The sequence below is a fragment of the Mesorhizobium sp. L-2-11 genome, from assembly GCF_016756595.1.
Taxonomy (GTDB): Bacteria; Pseudomonadota; Alphaproteobacteria; order Rhizobiales; family Rhizobiaceae; genus Mesorhizobium.
This window is the reverse complement of record NZ_AP023257.1, coordinates 483,099-498,856: the sequence shown is the minus strand read 5'-3', so window position 1 is coordinate 498,856 and position 15,758 is coordinate 483,099. Positions and strand designations below refer to the sequence as shown.

Sequence of the window (15,758 nt, the reverse complement as noted above, 5' to 3'; positions counted from 1 at the left end):
CTCATTCCTGCTTAGGGATGCCGCGTTTTCGCCTCGACATCGAATATGACGGCCGCCTCTATGCCGGCTGGCAGCGCCAGGCAGACCAGCCTTCGGTGCAGCAGGCGATCGAACAGGCGATCGAGAAATTCTGCGGCGAACGGGTTTCGCTGCGCGGCGCCGGCCGCACCGATGCCGGCGTCCACGCGACCGGTCAGGTGGCGCATGTCGATCTCGTCAGGGCGTGGCCTGATGACAAGGTTCGCGATGCCGTCAACGCCCATCTGCAAGCGGCCAAGGCGCGCATCGCCATCCTCAACGCGGTTGTGGTGCCGGATAGCTTCGATGCGCGTTTCTCGGCGATTGGCCGCCACTATCTCTACCGTATCATCAACCGGCGCGCGCCGGCGGCGCTCGACAAGGGCAAGATCTGGTGGGTGCCGAAGCGGCTCGACGCCGAGGCCATGCACGATGCGGCGAAGGTGCTGCTGGGGCGGCATGATTTCACCACGTTCCGCTCGACCCAGTGCCAGGCCGACAGCCCGGTCCGGACGCTTGATCGGCTGGATGTCAGTCGGCTGGGTGACGTGATCGAAGTGCGAGCCTCGGCGCGCTCGTTCCTGCACAATCAGGTGCGCTCGATGGTCGGCTCGCTGAAGCGCGTCGGCGAAGGCGGCTGGACAATTGCCGACCTGAAGGCGGCGCTCGACGCGCGCGACCGTGCAGCCTGTGGCCAGGTGGCGCCGCCCGACGGGCTTTTTCTCGTCGGGGTCGATTATCCGAAGGTCGACTAAGCCGGCGCAGCGATGCCGAGCAGCGCCTGCAGCACAAACAGAACGACCAGCGACGCCACGAACATTCCGGCAAAGACAGCGCTGCCGACAGCCGCGCCCCTGCCGATGGCGACGTTTGTCATCCGCCAGGTCAGGATCATCGACAGCGCGAACAAAAGCAGCGACGCCAGTACGGCGAACTCGTTGGTGGACGGCAGGAAAAGCCTGATCAACGCCGCTGGCAGCATTAGCCAGGCAATGATCGCCGACGCCCAGTTGCTGGCGACGACATAGTGGACGAAGCGCCCGCCAATGCCGGCGCGCGGCGCGACGAGGGCAAGGCCGACAAGCGGCAACACCCAGACGCCGATGTCGACCGTCGCCAGACGGATCAGCATGCTGAAGCGTCCGGCGAATGCATTCGGATCGCCGATCTCGTTGGCAAGGCCGACCCAACCGACGATCAGCGCCGGCGCCGCGACGACGATGGCGAAGAAGGAATTCCAGAAACCGTCGGCCGAAAGGTCGAGCTGGCGCAGCCCATCGGCCTTGCCGAGCATCAGTCGCCAGGCGCCCTTGAGCGAAGCATAGGTTTCATCCGACGAAAGCATGATTACGATGCGCCTTGCTCGAACCAGTCTTCGATGAAGCGCTGATAGATCTGCGTCAGCGTCTCGAGGTCGGCAAGTGCGACGCGTTCATCGACCATGTGCATGGTCTTGCCGACCAGCCCGAACTCGACCACCGGACAATAATCCTTGATGAAGCGTGCGTCGGAGGTGCCGCCGGAGGTGGAAAGCGCCGGCTTCCTGCCGATCACCGCCTCGACCGAACCGCTGAGCGCTTCGATCAGCCGCTCGTCGCGGGTGAGGAAGACGTGGCTCGGCCGGTCGCGCCAGACGAGTTCGTAATCGACCGGCGTCGTCTTGCCGGCCCGGTATTTCTTTCGCTTCGCCGCCTTGTCGAGACGGTTGTGGATTTCCGCCTGGATGGTCTCGGCGGTCCATGTGTCGTTGAAACGGATGTTGAATGTGGCGGTCGCCTTTGCCGGAATAACATTGGTGGCCGGATTGCCGACGTCGATCGAGGTCACCTCCAGATTGGTCGGCTGGAAGTCCCTGGTGCCCTTGTCGAAGACAGGGTGCAGCAAGGCTTCGACCAGTGTCATCAGGCCGCGCACCGGATTATCGGCAAGCTGGGGGTAAGCGGCGTGGCCCTGGCGGCCGTTGACGATGATGCTGCCGGACAAAGAGCCGCGCCGGCCGATCTTGATCATGTCGCCCAGCGCATCGGGATTGGTCGGCTCGCCGACGATCGACGCATCCCATTTCTCGCCCTTGGCGACCGCCCATTCGAGCAGCTTTGTCGTGCCGTTGATGGCCGGCCCTTCTTCGTCGCCGGTGATCAGCAGCGAGACCGAGCCTTTCAGGCCGCCTTTCGACTCAAGATGGCGCGCCACGGCGGCGATGAAACAGGCGATGCCGCCCTTCATATCGACGGCACCGCGACCGAACATCTCGCCCTTGGCGATCTCGGCAGCGAAAGGCGGATACGTCCATGAGGTCTCGTCGCCGGCCGGCACCACGTCGGTATGCCCGGCGAACATCAGGTGCGGACCGTTGCCGGAGCGCCGCGCATAGAGATTTTCGATATCGGGCGTGCCGTCCTCCGAAAACACCGGGCGCTCGACGGAAAAGCCGAGTGGTGTCAGCATTGTTTCCAGCGTGCTCAGTGCCCCACCCTCAATGGGTGTGACGGAGGGGCAGCGGATGAGGGCGGCGAGATTTCCAGCGGGATCGGTCGGCAACGTCATGGGCAAAAGCGTTAGTCGAAAGCGCAAGGCCTGTCACGGCAAGACATAAGGTCCAGCCATCCCGCCGACATTATGGTTTTCATGGCGTATTGTCGCAGGCCCAATGCATGTCGCCCAAAGGCATGGCCTCGGGCTCGACCCGTGCGGGCACAGCGGGTTTGGGCAAATACGCATAAAACAAACAAGGCTTAAAGTGCCTCGCAGGGTTCGCTTCAGACGCGACGTCTATTGGATGGATTGAGCGACAACAGACCCCAATAATCGCTGCAATCGTCAGTTGGCGGCCCGCACATGCGCCCGGTAACGGCCCTTGCCGGTGCGTTTGGCTTCATAAAGCGCGTGATCGGAGCAGGTGAGAAGAAGTTCCGGCTCGCCGCCGTCGGCAGGCGCGAAGGCACTTCCAATGCTCAACCCGATGGGTATTGCGGTGCCCACGCCAAGGTCGAAAGGTACCGAAATCTTCTCAATGGCGCGCTTGGCCAGGAGGGTAGCTTCGATTTCGGATGTGTCGGGCAGCAGGATCACGAATTCGTCACCGCCGATGCGAAAGACCACATCCCCTGGTCGGAAAGCGCGCTTCAATCGTTCGGCTACCTTGCGCAGCAGCTTGTCGCCGACCGCGTGGCCGAAGCGGTCATTGACGTGTTTGAAGCCGTCGAGGTCCATGCTGAGAACGGCAAACGGCCTGCCGCCGTTTGCTGCCGGCGCCGCAAGCTCGCTGCACATGCCGCGCAGTTTCTCCTGAAGGAAGATGCGGTTTGGCAGGCCGGTCAGCGCATCCTTGATCGCCAGATCGCGATTGTCCAGTTCGGCGCGGATCATGCGGGCGGTGATCGCATGATTTTGCAGCAGCACGATGATGATGCCGGCCACATAGAAAGGCACTTGAAATCCGACGATCGACATTCCGGGCGCCGGAGATAACAGCGCGCCAACCAGGAAAGGCAGGCCTACGGCCAGCATGACGAATATGGCGTAGCGCGGGGTCGCTGCGTTGCGCGACGACACCACGCCGACGACGCCTGCGACGTTCAAGGCAGCCAGTACGGCGAGCGCCATGTCCCCGCTGACGACGCAGCCATAGCAGCCGAGGCCGAAAATCACCGACCATGCCCCACCGGCGGCCATGAGCCCTGCACAGCGGCCCCGTTCCCCTGCGCTTGCGGGCCTGCTCACATTCCCGCATCAGCAGGAAGCGGACGGCAAACAGGCTGAGGTCGGCCGCCATCCAGGCGTAGGGCCATCGGTCGCCGGTAACGAGCGCGGCGCCGACTGCTAGCACCACGACGCTGATGGTGCCGAACAGGACAGCGAATTTGCGGTCGAAAGTGGTGTCGAGAAGCCGCGCGCGGACGGCTTCCGGTTCCCCTCTGATCGGTGAAGAAAACCAGGCGAACAGCCGCGCGCCGGCGCGTCGCTTTCCGCGCGTTTTCAGGTTGGCCAGGGGTTCGTCGTGTGCCAGTCGAGTGCTCCGTGCCGGTCGACACAGTCTTCACGGGGCATGCTGGACCAAGGTGATTAAGATTAGCTTAGGTATTTGGACGAGCCGACCGCAATGGACCGTCGATCAGCGTGATCTTTTGCCAGATCTTTCGCGACAGATTGGAGCCCAGGGACTCGATGTCGTTGACGCCATCGACGACCACATCGTCATTGACCGATTGCGCGAACAGCGCGGCGATCTTGCCGGTGATCGACAGCATTTCGGAGCAATAGTCGAGGTAGCGCGCGAGATCGGCACGGTCGGTTATGCGTACCGGTGAATGCGATGTCGGCTTGAATTCGTTTGAAAGCGCTGCCGGATCCTTGGTCAGCTGATGCATGTCGATGACATGGATCAGCGAGCGCAAGCCATGGAGCTTGCGAAACACCTGCTTGCGCTTGATGCGCTCCTCGGTCCGGATCAAGGCCAGGAAGCCGAGCATCGCGAGGATGATCATGTTGATCAAGGATTCGATGCCTTGCACCGACTGGATGGCGTCGTGGGTTGGCGAGATACGGCCGAGCGGCAGGATGGTGCCGACGAACAGGAACATCAGCGCGCCGGCGGCAATGGCGGTGATGACGACGCCGCGAAGCCACCAGATCGGCGCTTCCAGCGCCTTCGCCGCCTTGGCCAGATCACGCGACAGCGACACAAGTTCCATGGCGACGCCACGCAAGCCTGCATCGGGAAACCGCTCGGCGACGCGTTTTTCCAGTCGCTCGGCGGTTTCGATGATCAGTTTCGCATCAAGCGTGCGGTAGCGCATGGCTGGATACCCGCCCGGCGCTCAGGATTCGGCCGGCGCATTGGTGCGTTTGCCGTAGCGGTTGGGTCCGGGATCACTTTTGAAAAAGGCTAAAATGACAAGGAGAATGGCGCCGACGATGAGAGAGATCAATGCGTAGTAGGTAGGCTTGCCGAAATCATGGAACCGCTTCGCCGTCAGCGCAAAGGTCGACCATGTCGAGACCACCACAGCGATCCACCAGGCGAGCGCCCAGTACTGACTTGCAGCAGTGCCCAGCGGCGTTCGCGAGAACTGGTAGAGCAGGAAAAGCTGAGTGAGGAGCGGCAAAAGACCCGCCAAAACATAGGCGCTGGGGTTCACTCGCCCGGAAAGGCTGAAGAAAAGCCATAGAAATCGAGGTCTGTCGAGCAAGCGGGTACGTCCGTTTTTTCTAGAAGATCAATCGCGAAGCAGTTCATTGATCGAGGTTTTGGAACGGGTCCTGGCATCGACCCGCTTGACGATGACGGCGCAGTAGAGGCTGGGACCCCAGTTTTCGCCTGGCACGTTCTTGCCCGGCATCGTGCCCGCCACCACCACGGAATTGGCCGGCACTTCGCCGTAGAAAACCTCGCCGGTGGCACGGTCGACAATCTTGGTCGACTGGCCGATGAAGACGCCCATGCCGAGCACCGAGCCTTCGCGCACGATGCAGCCTTCGACCACTTCGGAGCGTGCGCCGATAAAGCAATTGTCCTCGATGATGGTGGGGCCGGCCTGCATCGGCTCCAGCACGCCGCCGATGCCGACGCCGCCCGACAGATGCACATTCTTGCCGATCTGGGCGCAGGAGCCGACCGAGGCCCATGTGTCGACCATGGTGCCGCTGTCGACATAGGCTCCGACATTGACGAAGGACGGCATCAGCACGGCACCTGGCGCGACGTGGGCGGAGCGCCGCACGATCGACGATGGCACGGCGCGGAAACCTGCTTTCTCGAAATCGATGGCGCTCCAGCCGTCGAATTTCGACGGCACCTTGTCCCACCACACGGCCTGGCCCGGACCACCGGTGATGATCTCCATCGGGTTGAGTCGGAACGACAGCAGCACCGCTTTCTTCAGCCACTGGTTGACATGCCATGTGCCGTCGGCCTGGCGCTCGGCAACGCGGGCGACACCCCGGTCGAGCAGGTCGAGCGCCGATTGGATGGCGTCACGCGTCGCGCCGCGGGTTGCCGTCGAAATCGTCTCGCGTTCCTCGAAGGCGGTTTCGATGGTCTTTTCGAGGCTCGCCAGATCGGGCTTTGACATGAATTCGCTCCATTACCAAGCTGTTAAGGGGCCGCACCTTAACCTGTTTTGAAAGTCGCCGGACCCTATGTGAAGGCTTGGTGAGGGTCAATCGGGCTGCGTCACCGGGATGGCCCCAGTGAATAATTGGGCAAGTAAATAATTGGACGGGTAGGTAACATGACTCCTATGGAAAAGACGGGGTGGACGCCGCTGCCGCATTCGGACGAGGATCTGGAGCGGTCGAAAAGCGTGCCGGACACGCCGCAGACGCGTGCCGAGACCTACCGGTTGGCCTGGAACGATCCCGACTTCATGACACGGCGCGAATTGCGCGCGGTCAGGCTGCAGCTCGAACTGTTGAAGCCGGAGATGATCCTGGCCGAGCGCGGCATCGGCTCGACCGTCATTCTGTTCGGCGGGGCGCGCATCCCCGAGCCGGGCGGTGAAGCCTGGGCGGCCAAGAACGAGACGCAGAAGGAGAACCTCGAGAGAAACAGCAAATATTACGAGGAAGCGCGAAAATTCGCCCGCCTCTGCTCGCAGCAGTCGGCCACCTCCTATTATCGCGAATTCGTCGTGGTGACGGGCGGCGGACCCGGCGTCATGGAAGCCGGCAACCGCGGTGCCGACGATGTCGGCGCGCCGTCGATCGGCCTCAACATCGTGTTGCCGCACGAGCAGGCGCCGAATGCCTATGTGACGCCGGAGCTCTGTTTCAACTTCCACTATTTCGCGGTCCGCAAGATGCATTTCGTCATGCGCGCCAAGGCTGTCGCGGTGTTTCCTGGCGGCTTCGGCACGATGGACGAATTTTTCGAGACGCTGACCCTGATCCAGACCGGCCGCATGGAGCGCGTGCCGGTGATCCTGTTCGGCAAGGCTTTCTGGAAACGGGCGATCGATCTCGATTTCCTCGCCGAGCAAGGCACGATCACCCCTGGCGACCAGGACATCATCGATTTCGTCGACACCGCCGACGAAGCCTGGGGGATCATCAGCCGCTTCTATCAGCTTTAGGCCGCGGGCTGCGGTATCGATCCGACTTTACCAAGCAACGGCTCTCAAGCGGTGACGTCGACGATCGCGGTGAGGAATTCGGCAAGATCGTCGGTGACGAAATCCACATCGTCCTCGTTGGCCGTGTCACGTTCCCAGATTTCCGAGAAGGTCGGCTCGAAGTTGCGCGGCACGACCAGCACCGTGGTCATGCCGAGCGATTTCGGCACGGATAGGTTGCGGGCCAGATCCTCGAACATCACCGCATTGTGGCCGGTGACCGCGTGGAGTTCCGCGAACTTCTCGTAGGTCTGGCGCGCCGGCTTGGGGTTCAGCCCGGCAGCGACGATATCGAAGATGTCGTCGAAATGATCGAGGATGCCGAGTTGGCGCGCGGTGCGTTCGGCATGCCTGCGGTCGCCATTGGTGAATAGTCGATGTCATGGACCTTCTCGAGAAAGTCGTCGGGATCGATGCCGTGGCGCGCCATCAGACCGTTCAGCGTCGTGCCATATTCCCGGTAGAGTTCCTTCTGCAGCTTGCGGGCATCGTCGCGAGGCAGCGTCAGCAGTTCTTCGACATAGGAGGTCATCTTTACGTCGATCTGCGCGAACAGGTTCGAATGGTGCGGATAGAGCGTGTTGTCGAGGTCGAACACCCAGTCGGTGACATGGGCAAAGCGGGCGGGATCCGGGAGCGTGGTCATGCAACCCCTTATGGCACGAAACAATGCTTTTGGCAGAGGCTTTATCCACAACTTATGCGCGTCACGGGTGACGAAAATCGCGCGGTGGTTCAAATTTTAGGCATCGCCGAAAGGTGCCATTCAGGGCTTGCTGGCACACAGATGGTCCAGGGGGAGCCAGCGATGAGCCGCATATTTCTGAAGTCTGCCGCCGTCGCTTTCGCCTCCCTCGCAGTCTCGCTTTTGTTGACGCTGATCGTCGTTCCGGCAATGGGCTTCCCGATCAACCGCACGATCTGGCTGACATCCACGGTCTGCCCGCTGGTGCTCGCCTGGATCGCCAGCGCCTACACGTTCTGGCAGGGCGAGAGGTTGAAAGGCGCCCATCGCGACCTCGCCCGCGCTCATGCCGAGCTCGCCGCAGCGCATCGGCGCCTGTCGGAGAAGGCGAGCCGCGACGACATGACCGGCATGCTCAACCGCGAGAGCTTCTTTGCCGCGCTCGAGGCGACCCGGCGTAAATCCGATCGCGGCGCGTTGCTGATCATCGATGCCGATCACTTCAAGCTCATCAACGACAGCTACGGCCACCTGACCGGCGACGATGCGCTACTCCTGATTGCAAGCGCGATCGAGCGCGGCGTGCGCAGCGGCGACGTGATCGGCCGCATCGGCGGCGAGGAATTCGGTGCGTTTCTGGTCGGCGCCACCGAACAGGAAGCCAAACGCGTCGCTGAACGCATTCGCCGTGAAGTCGAGCTGATCCGTTTCCGTCCCGTCGATGAGCGGGTCATACCCCTCACCGTCAGCATCGGCGGTGTCACCTGCGGCGAGGATGCCGGCGTATCGGATCTGATGCGTGCCGCCGACCGCCGCCTTTACCAGGCCAAGGATCGCGGCCGCAATCTGACCATCCTGGACAGGGACGTTTCCGAAGCGGCCTGAGCGGTCCCATCTTCTCGGCTTCCGGCCTCCGAGCGATTGTCATCACAGCGCGCCACCAATAACGCCCGCGCCGATCGGCTGCGAGCGTCCGAGCCTGGCCAGCGTCTAAAGTTTCGCCGGGTCGAGCGCCGGCTTGCCCTTGTGGCGTCCGATGATCGCTGCCATGTCGGCGACGTTCCGGAAGGCATCGCGCAAAACGTCGAATGACGGCAGCACGAAATAGGCGCGCTGGAACTTGTCGATCTCATAGCTGGTGCGCATTACCGTTTCCAGATCGAAGGGAACATGATGCGCGTCCTTGCTTTCAACCGCGAATTGAAGTTCCGCAAAGGATGACATCAGCCCGGCGCCGAAAGCCTTCAACGGTTGGCCGGCCTCCTGGATCAGCCCGTATTCGACGGTGTACCAGTAGAGGCGGCTGATCATCTCGTCGCCGCCGAGCGCGATCAGATGCTCGGCCTTCTCACCATACATCTGCATGAAATCGGCAAAGACCGGCTGGGTCAGCACCGGCACATGGCCGAAGAAGTCATGGAACATATCCGGCTCGACGATGTAGTCGAGCTCTTGTTTCGTCCGCAGCCAGTTGGTCACCGGGAAGCGCCGGGCCGCCAGGTGGACGAAGAAGGCCGGTGCGGGAATGAGGCCCGGCACGGCGACGATTTCCCAACCGGTAAGCTTGCGCAGCTTCTCGCTGACCACACCGAAATCCGGAATCCTGTCGAGCAGGCCCAGCGTGGCGACGCCGTCGAGATAGGACCGATGTGCCAGTTTTTTGGTCAGCTTCGTCTGGCGGTCGCACAAAGTACGCCACACCGCCTGCTCGTCAGCGGTGTATTTGTAGCTCTGCTCAACGGTGAAATCGGCACGGCAGACCGAATAGTCGCCGCGAAGGCCTTGCGCCGCGCATTCGCGGGCGTAATCGGCAACGCTCATCGTCATGGCTGTTCTCCCTGGAAATCACGACTAACATATTAAAAGTTTAGCCGGATCCGGTGAGGCAAATCCGCTTTGATAATGGCCCGAACAGGCGATTTGAGGTAAAAGCCACCACAGCAAAGCTGCAGGAGAGTGAAAGTGCCTCAGTTTGACGATTTTGAGATCAAGATGCTCGATATCTTGCAGCGCGATGGGCGCAAGCCTGTGTCCGAACTGGCCCAGGAGATCGGCCTTTCGACGACGCCATGCGCGCGCCGCTTCGAGGCGCTTCAGAGCGCCGGCATCATCAAGCGCTTTGCCGCCGTGCTCAGCCGCCGCGCCATCGGCCTGATGGTCGAGGTGTTCATTCAGGTGCGCCTGGTAACCCACAGCGACGGTTCGCCCGAAACCTTCATCGCCGCCGTGCAGCGCATGGACGAGGTGTCGTCGTGCTGGACGATGACCGGCGACTACGATTTCCTGCTGCATGTCATGGTGCCGTCGGTCGACGAGCTCAACGCCTTTGTCATGCACCGGCTGATGCGGCTCGACGGCGTCCGCGACGTCCACACGCAGCTCGTGCTGCAGAACATCAAGGGGCCGGGCCACGTGCCGCTTGGGCACCTCAGGCGATAAGTTCGCCCTGGCGCCTTTTCAACCCTTGGTTGATAACCGGCAAGTTGCAGCCTGCGCTTACCGCACGATCAGTGTGCCGGCGCCGTGTTCGGTAAACAGTTCGAGCAGCACCGAATGCGGCGTCTTGCCATTGAGGATGACGACGCCTTCGACGCCGCGCTCGATCGCCTCGATGCAGGTCTCGACCTTGGGGATCATGCCGCCCGATACCGTGCCGTCCTTGATCAAGGCCTTGGCCTCGGCGACGGTCAGTTCGTCGATGAGCTTCTTGTTCCTGTCGAGCACGCCGGGCACGTCGGTGAGGAACAGCAGGCGTGTCGCCTGGCAGGCGCCGGCGATGGCGCCGGCGAAGGTGTCGGCATTGATGTTGTAGGTGTGGCCGTCGCGGCCCGGCGCCACCGGCGCCAGCACCGGGATCATTTCGGACCGCGCCAGAAGGTCGAGCAGGGTGCGATCGACCTCGACCGGCTCGCCGACGAAGCCGAGATCGAGCACACGCTCGATGTTGGAGTCCAGGTCGATCATGGTCTTGCGCGCCTTTTCGGCGAAAACCATATTGCCGTCCTTGCCGCACAGGCCGATGGCCCATTCGCCCTCGGCATTGATCAGCGCGACGATCTCCTTGTTGATCGAGCCGGCCAGCACCATTTCGACGATCTCGACCGTCTTCTGGTCGGTGACGCGCAGTCCGCCCTCGAACTTCGATTCGATGCCCATCTTGTTCAGCATGGCGCCGATCTGCGGCCCGCCGCCATGCACGACGATCGGATTGACGCCGGATTGTTTGAGCAGCGCGATGTCGCGGGCGAAGGCCTTGCCGAGCGCGATGTCGCCCATGGCGTGGCCGCCATACTTCACCACGACCGTCTTGTTCTCGTAGCGCTGCATATAGGGCAGCGCCCTCGAGAGCAGCGCGGCCTGCATTTCGGCGGTGGCGGCGAGGTCCGTCATTCGGCTTGGTTCCCAGCTTGGCATGAACGGCGGCGTCTTAGCGGGAATTGGAGCAGGGGGCAAACGGCTTTGCTGTCACGTCAGGTGAAAATCGGCCCGCTTTCATGCCGGCACCTGCAGCGGCGCCCGCCGCGTCAGCCATCCCGAAATCTTTTCCATTTGCGCGGCGAGTGACAACAAGGTCTCCTCGTCGCCGGGGCGGCCGGCGGCCTGGATGCCGAGCGGCAGGCCGGCATCGGTGACATAAACAGGCAGCGCGATCGACGGCTGGCCGCTGACGTTCTGGATTGCCGGCCAGTGGGTGAACCACAGGCTCTTGTCCATCAACTGGCCGAACAGCGGCTTGAATTTCAGCAGGCGGGCAAGCCGCAGCCTGTCGAGCATGTCTTCCAGGAACGCATCTGCGCCTTTCGGGTCCATCGCGCCGCAGGCGAGCGGCGGATGCGCGATAACAGGCATCAGAACGGCATCGTACGGCGCGGTCTCGGTGATCAGGCGGCGCGACGTGGCGTGCAGCCGCTGCAGGCTGGCATAGATCTCGCCGGCCGAAAGGATTTCGCCGAAGCGGCTCAGCACACGCGTGGCGCGTTCGATATCACCTGAAATGGAGCGGCCGACACGCAAGACCTCGCCGCGCATCGTGCCGGCCACCGCCGCGGCGACGGTCCTGGCGAAATCACCGATGAAATCGCGATCGATATAGGGCAGGTCGATCTCCTCTATCGTATGGCCGCCTTCGCGCGCCAACGCTGTCGCAGTGTCCAGCGCCGCCAGCGTCTCGGCCGATATCGGCAGGCCGAGCGGCGATTTCCGGTAGACGGCCAGTTTCAGCTTGCCGGGGTCACGCACTGCTGCGGCGGCGAAACTTCCTTTTGGCGGCGCCGCCGCATAGGGCGACAGCGGATCGGGTCCATGCGTCAGGTCGAGCAGCATGGCCGAATCCCGAACCGAGCGGGAAACGGCGTGGCCGACGACCATGCCGTACCAGCTTTCGGTGACGAGCGGCGACAGCGGCACACGCCCGCGCGAGGTTTTCAGCCCGATCAGCCCGGTGCAGGCGGCGGGTACGCGGATCGAGCCGCCGCCATCCGAAGCATGTGCCACCGGCACGACGCCGGCTGCGACCAGGGCCGCCGCACCTCCAGACGAGCCGCCGCTGGTATGGGCTGTATTCCACGGATTGCGGGTGATGCCGAAAGCGGTGGATTCGGTCATCAGCCTCAGCCCATGTTCGGGCGAGGTGCTGGTGGCGATCGGGACAAGGCCGGCGGCCAGATGGCGTTCGGTCATCACCGAGTCGAAATCGGCAACGAAAGCCGGAATGCGGCTGCCGCCGTACGTCGGCACACCCTTCATGGCGATGCCGAGATCCTTCAGCGCAAAGGGCACACCGGCCAGCGGCAGGTTCCGGTCGATGGTTTTCGCCCGCGTCCGCGCCGCCTCGTAAAGCGGCTCGGCGATGGCATTGATGTCCGGGCGAGTGGCCTCGGCCCGCGCAATCGCCGCATCGACGAGCTCCTGCGGCGAGATTTCTCCTTTGCGCACCAAGCCGGCCAGGCCGGTAGCGTCATGTTCCCACAGGGCCCGTTCGACCGACATTCATGCTCCCCCAACTATCGGCAAGCTAGAGCATCGGATGCAAAAGTGGAAACCCGGTTTTGGGAAAATCAGATGCCCGAAAAGGTCGGCTCTTTCTTGGGGATCGAAGCCTGCCGCGCTCTCGGTGCCCGGGAACGCTTCCGCCGCTGCAATACATTGCAGTGGAATAATTTGGGCAATTGCTTAATTTGGCAGCCGATGACGCCGCAGGACATCAGCGACCTGATCGTCCGGACTTCTATGAAGGACCGGGCTGCATTCGATCTGCTCTACCGGCAGACCAGCGCGAAACTTTTCGGCGTCTGCCTTCGTGTATTGAAGGACCGGGGAGAGGCGGAAGAGGCGCTGCAAGAGGTCTTCGTCAAGATATGGACGAAGGCTGACCGTTTCGCCGTTTCGGAGCTAAGCCCGATTTCCTGGCTGGTGGCCATTGCGCGCAATCACGCGATCGATCGGATAAGGGCGCGGCGAGAGCCTGCCGCCTATATCGACGCTGCGCTCGACGTCGCCGATCCGGCGCCGGGACCGGAAGCTGCGGCTGTTGCGGGCGGTGAATCCGGGCGCATCCATCGCTGTCTCGACGAATTGGAAAAGGACCGGGCGGCGGCCGTCCGGGGCGCGTATCTGGACGGCGAAAGCTATGCCGATCTGGCCGCGCGCCATGACGTGCCGCTGAATACGATGCGGACCTGGCTGCGGCGCAGCCTGTTGAAGCTCAGAGAGTGTCTGGAAAGATGACGCTGGCAAAGGATGACGGAGCGGAATCTGGTGGCGACGACCTGTTCGCCGCCGAATACGTCCTTGGCGTCCTGGCTGCGGACGAACGCGAGATCGCGTCACGTCGCATCGACGCTGACGCCGCTTTCGCGCGTCTTGTCGATGCCTGGGAGGCACGTCTTTCGCCGATGGCCGACGCCTATCCGGAGACAGAGCCGCCGATCAGGGTCAAGGAGGCATTGGATCGCCGGCTGTTCGTCGCAGAGCCTCGCGCTGGCCTCTGGTCAAGCCTTACCTTCTGGCGCGGTCTTGCCGCCGCTTCCGTCGCGGCGTTGGCGATCTATATCGCAGTGCCGTATCTCAATGCGCCGGCCGAGCAGCCGCGGCTCATCGCCTCGCTGGCTGCCGATGGTAGCGACGTCAGCTACCTCGCTGTCTATGATGCCGCCCGTCGCGAGGTCGGCCTGTCGCATGTATCCGGCGAGCGCGCCGCCGGCAAGGATTTCGAGCTGTGGATGATCGAGGGCAAGAATGCGCCAGTCTCGATGGGCGTCATCCCGGCCGGCCAGACCGTGCGTATGACCATCTCCCCGGCCGTGCAGGAAAGACTTGCGCAAGGCGCCGTGCTTGCGGTCAGCCTCGAGCCGGCCGGCGGTTCGCCGACCGGCCAGCCGACCGGCCCTGTGGTCGCCGCGGGCGATCTGAAGAGCATCTGACTGTTGATTTTTCGAGAAGATTTTAAGTCTATCGCCCGTGGTGACTTTAGCTTAGAAGCATGCAGGCTGTAAGGTTCCTGCCATGAAAATCATGCTCGCCGTTATAAAAACATAAAATTTTCTCCTGAACAGCGAAACTCGGGCATTTATTCGCCGTATCTCCTTGTGCCCCAAAGAGGGCAAGAATAAACTAAGGAGATAGAAATAATGCGTAAATTCGCCACCCTTTTGCTTGCCGGAACGGTCGCCGTCTCCGCGCTCGCCACCGCCGCCAATGCCGAAAATCCGATGGTCGGCGGCGCCGCCATGTATGCCACCAGGAACATCGTCGAGAACGCCGTCAATTCGAAGGATCACACGACGCTGGTCGCGGCCGTCAAGGCCGGTGGTCTCGTCGACACGCTGCAGAGTGCCGGCCCCTTCACCGTGTTCGCGCCGACCAACGAGGCCTTTGCCGCCCTTCCGGCCGGCACCGTCGATACATTGCTCAAGCCCGAAAACAAGGACAAGCTGGTCAAGATCCTGACCTGCCACGTCATCGGTGCCAAGGCGATGGCCGCCGACGTCGCCAAGATGGCCATGGACGATGGTGGCGCACACAAGGTCAAGACGGTTGGCGGCTGCGAACTGACGCTCAAGGCCGAAAACGGCAAGGTCACCGCGACCGACGAGAACGGCAATGTCGCCAATGTGACCGTCGCCGATGTCGAGCAGTCGAACGGCGTCATCCACGTCATCGACAAGGTTCTCCTGCCGAAGATGTAACGAAGGGGTCGTCGCCAGCGAAGATATGGCTGAGGCTCCCTGCCGGGTGCGCGGATTTCCGCTTGCGTGACCCGCGCAATCGACAGGCGTACACTCCGCACCGTCCGCCCTCCGCTGCAGGCGTGGGGCAGGTGCGGAGTGCCGTTGTCGGGAGCTGGCCGTCACCGGCTTTTGATTTCCATGTGACGGTCGAATTTGGCAAACGGATGGAAGGAGGAATGGCGATGATCCGGCGCGACTTTCTTTGGAGCGGTGCTGCTGTGGCATTGTTGGCAGGCACGGCAGCAGCGCTGCGCATGGGCCGGCCGCAGGACGCACACGCGACCGAAACCTTCGAGGTCACCAAGACCGAGGCCGAGTGGCGCGCCATCCTGTCCGACGCGGCTTTCAACGTGCTGCGCAAGGAAGGCACCGAATATCCCGGCACCAGCCCGCTGCTCAACGAACACCGCAAGGGCACCTTCGCCTGCGCCGGCTGCGACCTGCCGCTCTATTCCTCCGAAACCAAGTTCGATTCCGGCACCGGCTGGCCGAGCTTCTGGCAGGAGATTCCCAACGCTGTCGGCATGACCGTGGACAGGTCGCTGGGCATGACCCGAACCGAGGTCCACTGCCGCCGTTGCGGCGGTCATCTCGGCCATGTCTTCGACGACGGCCCGCCGCCGACCGGTTTGCGTCATTGCATCAACGGCGTCGCCCTGACTTTCAAGCCGGCCACCGCCTGACATAAAGCGCCGCGCGTCCTTTGGACGCGCA

The 15,758-nt window shown here is 62.6% G+C and carries 17 protein-coding genes and 1 pseudogene; 8 read left to right on the top strand and 10 right to left on the bottom strand.

The window, feature by feature from the left end:
- Positions 1 to 17 precede the first annotated feature (17 nt).
- A complete protein-coding gene (gene truA / locus JG739_RS02330; protein ID WP_202365070.1) occupies positions 18 to 773 on the top strand; it encodes a tRNA pseudouridine(38-40) synthase TruA in 756 nt (251 codons plus the stop codon).
- On the opposite strand, the gene JG739_RS02325 is transcribed toward truA, so the two are convergent.
- From JG739_RS02325 to dapD, 6 genes are all read right to left on the bottom strand, one after another.
- Positions 770 to 1,363 (bottom strand): transporter, encoded by a 594-nt coding sequence (locus JG739_RS02325; RefSeq protein WP_202365069.1) that lies wholly within the window; start codon positions 1,361 to 1,363, stop codon positions 770 to 772. The genes truA and JG739_RS02325 overlap by 4 nt on opposite strands.
- Before the next feature lie 2 nt (positions 1,364 to 1,365).
- Positions 1,366 to 2,565, bottom strand: coding sequence for a succinyl-diaminopimelate desuccinylase (gene dapE, locus JG739_RS02320; RefSeq protein ID WP_202365068.1), 1,200 nt, complete (start codon positions 2,563 to 2,565; stop codon positions 1,366 to 1,368).
- Positions 2,566 to 2,838: 273 nt separating this feature from the next.
- Positions 2,839 to 3,693 carry a GGDEF domain-containing protein gene (locus JG739_RS02315; protein ID WP_202365067.1) on the bottom strand — a complete coding sequence of 285 codons (855 nt, stop codon included), beginning with the start codon at positions 3,691 to 3,693 and terminating at the stop codon, positions 2,839 to 2,841.
- Between the two features lie 401 nt (positions 3,694 to 4,094).
- Complete coding sequence (locus JG739_RS02310; RefSeq protein WP_202365066.1) at positions 4,095 to 4,817, bottom strand: hypothetical protein; 723 nt, start codon at positions 4,815 to 4,817, stop codon at positions 4,095 to 4,097.
- 21 nt (positions 4,818 to 4,838) lie between these two features.
- Entirely contained in the window at positions 4,839 to 5,159 is a 321-nt protein-coding gene (locus JG739_RS02305) for a DUF805 domain-containing protein (RefSeq protein WP_051407888.1), read from the bottom strand.
- A 78-nt stretch (positions 5,160 to 5,237) separates the two neighbouring features.
- Positions 5,238 to 6,092 carry a 2,3,4,5-tetrahydropyridine-2,6-dicarboxylate N-succinyltransferase gene (gene dapD / locus JG739_RS02300; RefSeq protein ID WP_202365065.1) on the bottom strand — a complete coding sequence of 285 codons (855 nt, stop codon included), beginning with the start codon at positions 6,090 to 6,092 and terminating at the stop codon, positions 5,238 to 5,240.
- 159 nt (positions 6,093 to 6,251) lie between these two features.
- Here dapD and JG739_RS02295 point away from each other — a divergent pair, with 159 nt between their 5' ends.
- Positions 6,252 to 7,091: an LOG family protein gene (locus JG739_RS02295; protein ID WP_202365064.1), complete on the top strand. Its 840-nt coding sequence runs from the start codon at positions 6,252 to 6,254 to the stop codon at positions 7,089 to 7,091.
- 44 nt (positions 7,092 to 7,135) lie between these two features.
- Here JG739_RS02295 and JG739_RS02290 read toward each other — a convergent pair.
- A pseudogene (locus JG739_RS02290) lies at positions 7,136 to 7,776 on the bottom strand (HAD-IA family hydrolase).
- 162 nt (positions 7,777 to 7,938) lie between these two features.
- Between JG739_RS02290 and JG739_RS02285 the strand changes: the two are divergent.
- Positions 7,939 to 8,700 carry a GGDEF domain-containing protein gene (locus tag JG739_RS02285; protein ID WP_202365063.1) on the top strand — a complete coding sequence of 254 codons (762 nt, stop codon included), beginning with the start codon at positions 7,939 to 7,941 and terminating at the stop codon, positions 8,698 to 8,700.
- A 105-nt stretch (positions 8,701 to 8,805) separates the two neighbouring features.
- On the opposite strand, the gene phhA is transcribed toward JG739_RS02285, so the two are convergent.
- Positions 8,806 to 9,642: a phenylalanine 4-monooxygenase gene (phhA, locus tag JG739_RS02280; protein WP_202365062.1), complete on the bottom strand. Its 837-nt coding sequence runs from the start codon at positions 9,640 to 9,642 to the stop codon at positions 8,806 to 8,808.
- 135 nt (positions 9,643 to 9,777) lie between these two features.
- Here phhA and JG739_RS02275 point away from each other — a divergent pair, with 135 nt between their 5' ends.
- Positions 9,778 to 10,254, top strand: coding sequence for an Lrp/AsnC family transcriptional regulator (locus tag JG739_RS02275; RefSeq protein WP_023801577.1), 477 nt, complete (start codon positions 9,778 to 9,780; stop codon positions 10,252 to 10,254).
- 57 nt (positions 10,255 to 10,311) lie between these two features.
- Here JG739_RS02275 and argB read toward each other — a convergent pair whose 3' ends face one another.
- The gene (argB, locus tag JG739_RS02270; RefSeq protein WP_202365061.1) at positions 10,312 to 11,205 is read right to left on the bottom strand and encodes an acetylglutamate kinase; all 894 of its coding nucleotides are present in this window, start codon (positions 11,203 to 11,205) and stop codon (positions 10,312 to 10,314) included.
- A 102-nt stretch (positions 11,206 to 11,307) separates the two neighbouring features.
- Positions 11,308 to 12,804: an amidase gene (locus tag JG739_RS02265; RefSeq protein WP_202365060.1), complete on the bottom strand. Its 1,497-nt coding sequence runs from the start codon at positions 12,802 to 12,804 to the stop codon at positions 11,308 to 11,310.
- Between the two features lie 198 nt (positions 12,805 to 13,002).
- Between JG739_RS02265 and JG739_RS02260 the strand changes: the two genes are divergently transcribed.
- The 4 genes from JG739_RS02260 to msrB all read left to right on the top strand — a co-directional run bounded on the left by JG739_RS02260 (position 13,003) and on the right by msrB (position 15,727).
- Positions 13,003 to 13,542 carry a sigma-70 family RNA polymerase sigma factor gene (locus tag JG739_RS02260; protein ID WP_202367306.1) on the top strand — a complete coding sequence of 180 codons (540 nt, stop codon included), beginning with the start codon at positions 13,003 to 13,005 and terminating at the stop codon, positions 13,540 to 13,542.
- Complete coding sequence (locus JG739_RS02255) at positions 13,539 to 14,237, top strand: anti-sigma factor (RefSeq protein ID WP_202367307.1); 699 nt, start codon at positions 13,539 to 13,541, stop codon at positions 14,235 to 14,237. The genes JG739_RS02260 and JG739_RS02255 overlap by 4 nt, the downstream gene beginning before the upstream one ends.
- Positions 14,238 to 14,444: 207 nt before the next feature.
- Complete coding sequence (locus JG739_RS02250; protein WP_202365059.1) at positions 14,445 to 15,002, top strand: fasciclin domain-containing protein; 558 nt, start codon at positions 14,445 to 14,447, stop codon at positions 15,000 to 15,002.
- 224 nt (positions 15,003 to 15,226) lie between these two features.
- Positions 15,227 to 15,727, top strand: a complete 501-nt coding sequence (gene msrB, locus JG739_RS02245) for a peptide-methionine (R)-S-oxide reductase MsrB (RefSeq protein WP_202367305.1) — start codon at positions 15,227 to 15,229, stop codon at positions 15,725 to 15,727.
- Positions 15,728 to 15,758: the final 31 nt, after the last annotated feature.

Bases quoted from the DNA above. Each gene is read 5' to 3' on its own strand.
- JG739_RS02285 (WP_202365063.1), top strand. From the start codon at position 7,939: ATGAGCCGCATATTTCTGAAGTCTGCCGCCGTCGCTTTCGCCTCCCTC.
- argB (WP_202365061.1), bottom strand. From the start codon at position 11,205: ATGACGGACCTCGCCGCCACCGCCGAAATGCAGGCCGCGCTGCTCTCG.
- phhA (WP_202365062.1), bottom strand. From the start codon at position 9,642: ATGACGATGAGCGTTGCCGATTACGCCCGCGAATGCGCGGCGCAAGGC.
- JG739_RS02315 (WP_202365067.1), bottom strand. From the start codon at position 3,693: ATGGCCGCCGGTGGGGCATGGTCGGTGATTTTCGGCCTCGGCTGCTAT.
- JG739_RS02250 (WP_202365059.1), top strand. From the start codon at position 14,445: ATGCGTAAATTCGCCACCCTTTTGCTTGCCGGAACGGTCGCCGTCTCC.
- JG739_RS02295 (WP_202365064.1), top strand. From the start codon at position 6,252: ATGACTCCTATGGAAAAGACGGGGTGGACGCCGCTGCCGCATTCGGAC.
- JG739_RS02255 (WP_202367307.1), top strand. From the start codon at position 13,539: ATGACGCTGGCAAAGGATGACGGAGCGGAATCTGGTGGCGACGACCTG.
- dapE (WP_202365068.1), bottom strand. From the start codon at position 2,565: ATGACGTTGCCGACCGATCCCGCTGGAAATCTCGCCGCCCTCATCCGC.
- msrB (WP_202367305.1), top strand. From the start codon at position 15,227: ATGATCCGGCGCGACTTTCTTTGGAGCGGTGCTGCTGTGGCATTGTTG.
- JG739_RS02310 (WP_202365066.1), bottom strand. From the start codon at position 4,817: ATGCGCTACCGCACGCTTGATGCGAAACTGATCATCGAAACCGCCGAG.
- JG739_RS02325 (WP_202365069.1), bottom strand. From the start codon at position 1,363: ATGCTTTCGTCGGATGAAACCTATGCTTCGCTCAAGGGCGCCTGGCGA.
- dapD (WP_202365065.1), bottom strand. From the start codon at position 6,092: ATGTCAAAGCCCGATCTGGCGAGCCTCGAAAAGACCATCGAAACCGCC.
- JG739_RS02265 (WP_202365060.1), bottom strand. From the start codon at position 12,804: ATGTCGGTCGAACGGGCCCTGTGGGAACATGACGCTACCGGCCTGGCC.
- truA (WP_202365070.1), top strand. From the start codon at position 18: ATGCCGCGTTTTCGCCTCGACATCGAATATGACGGCCGCCTCTATGCC.
- JG739_RS02260 (WP_202367306.1), top strand. From the start codon at position 13,003: ATGACGCCGCAGGACATCAGCGACCTGATCGTCCGGACTTCTATGAAG.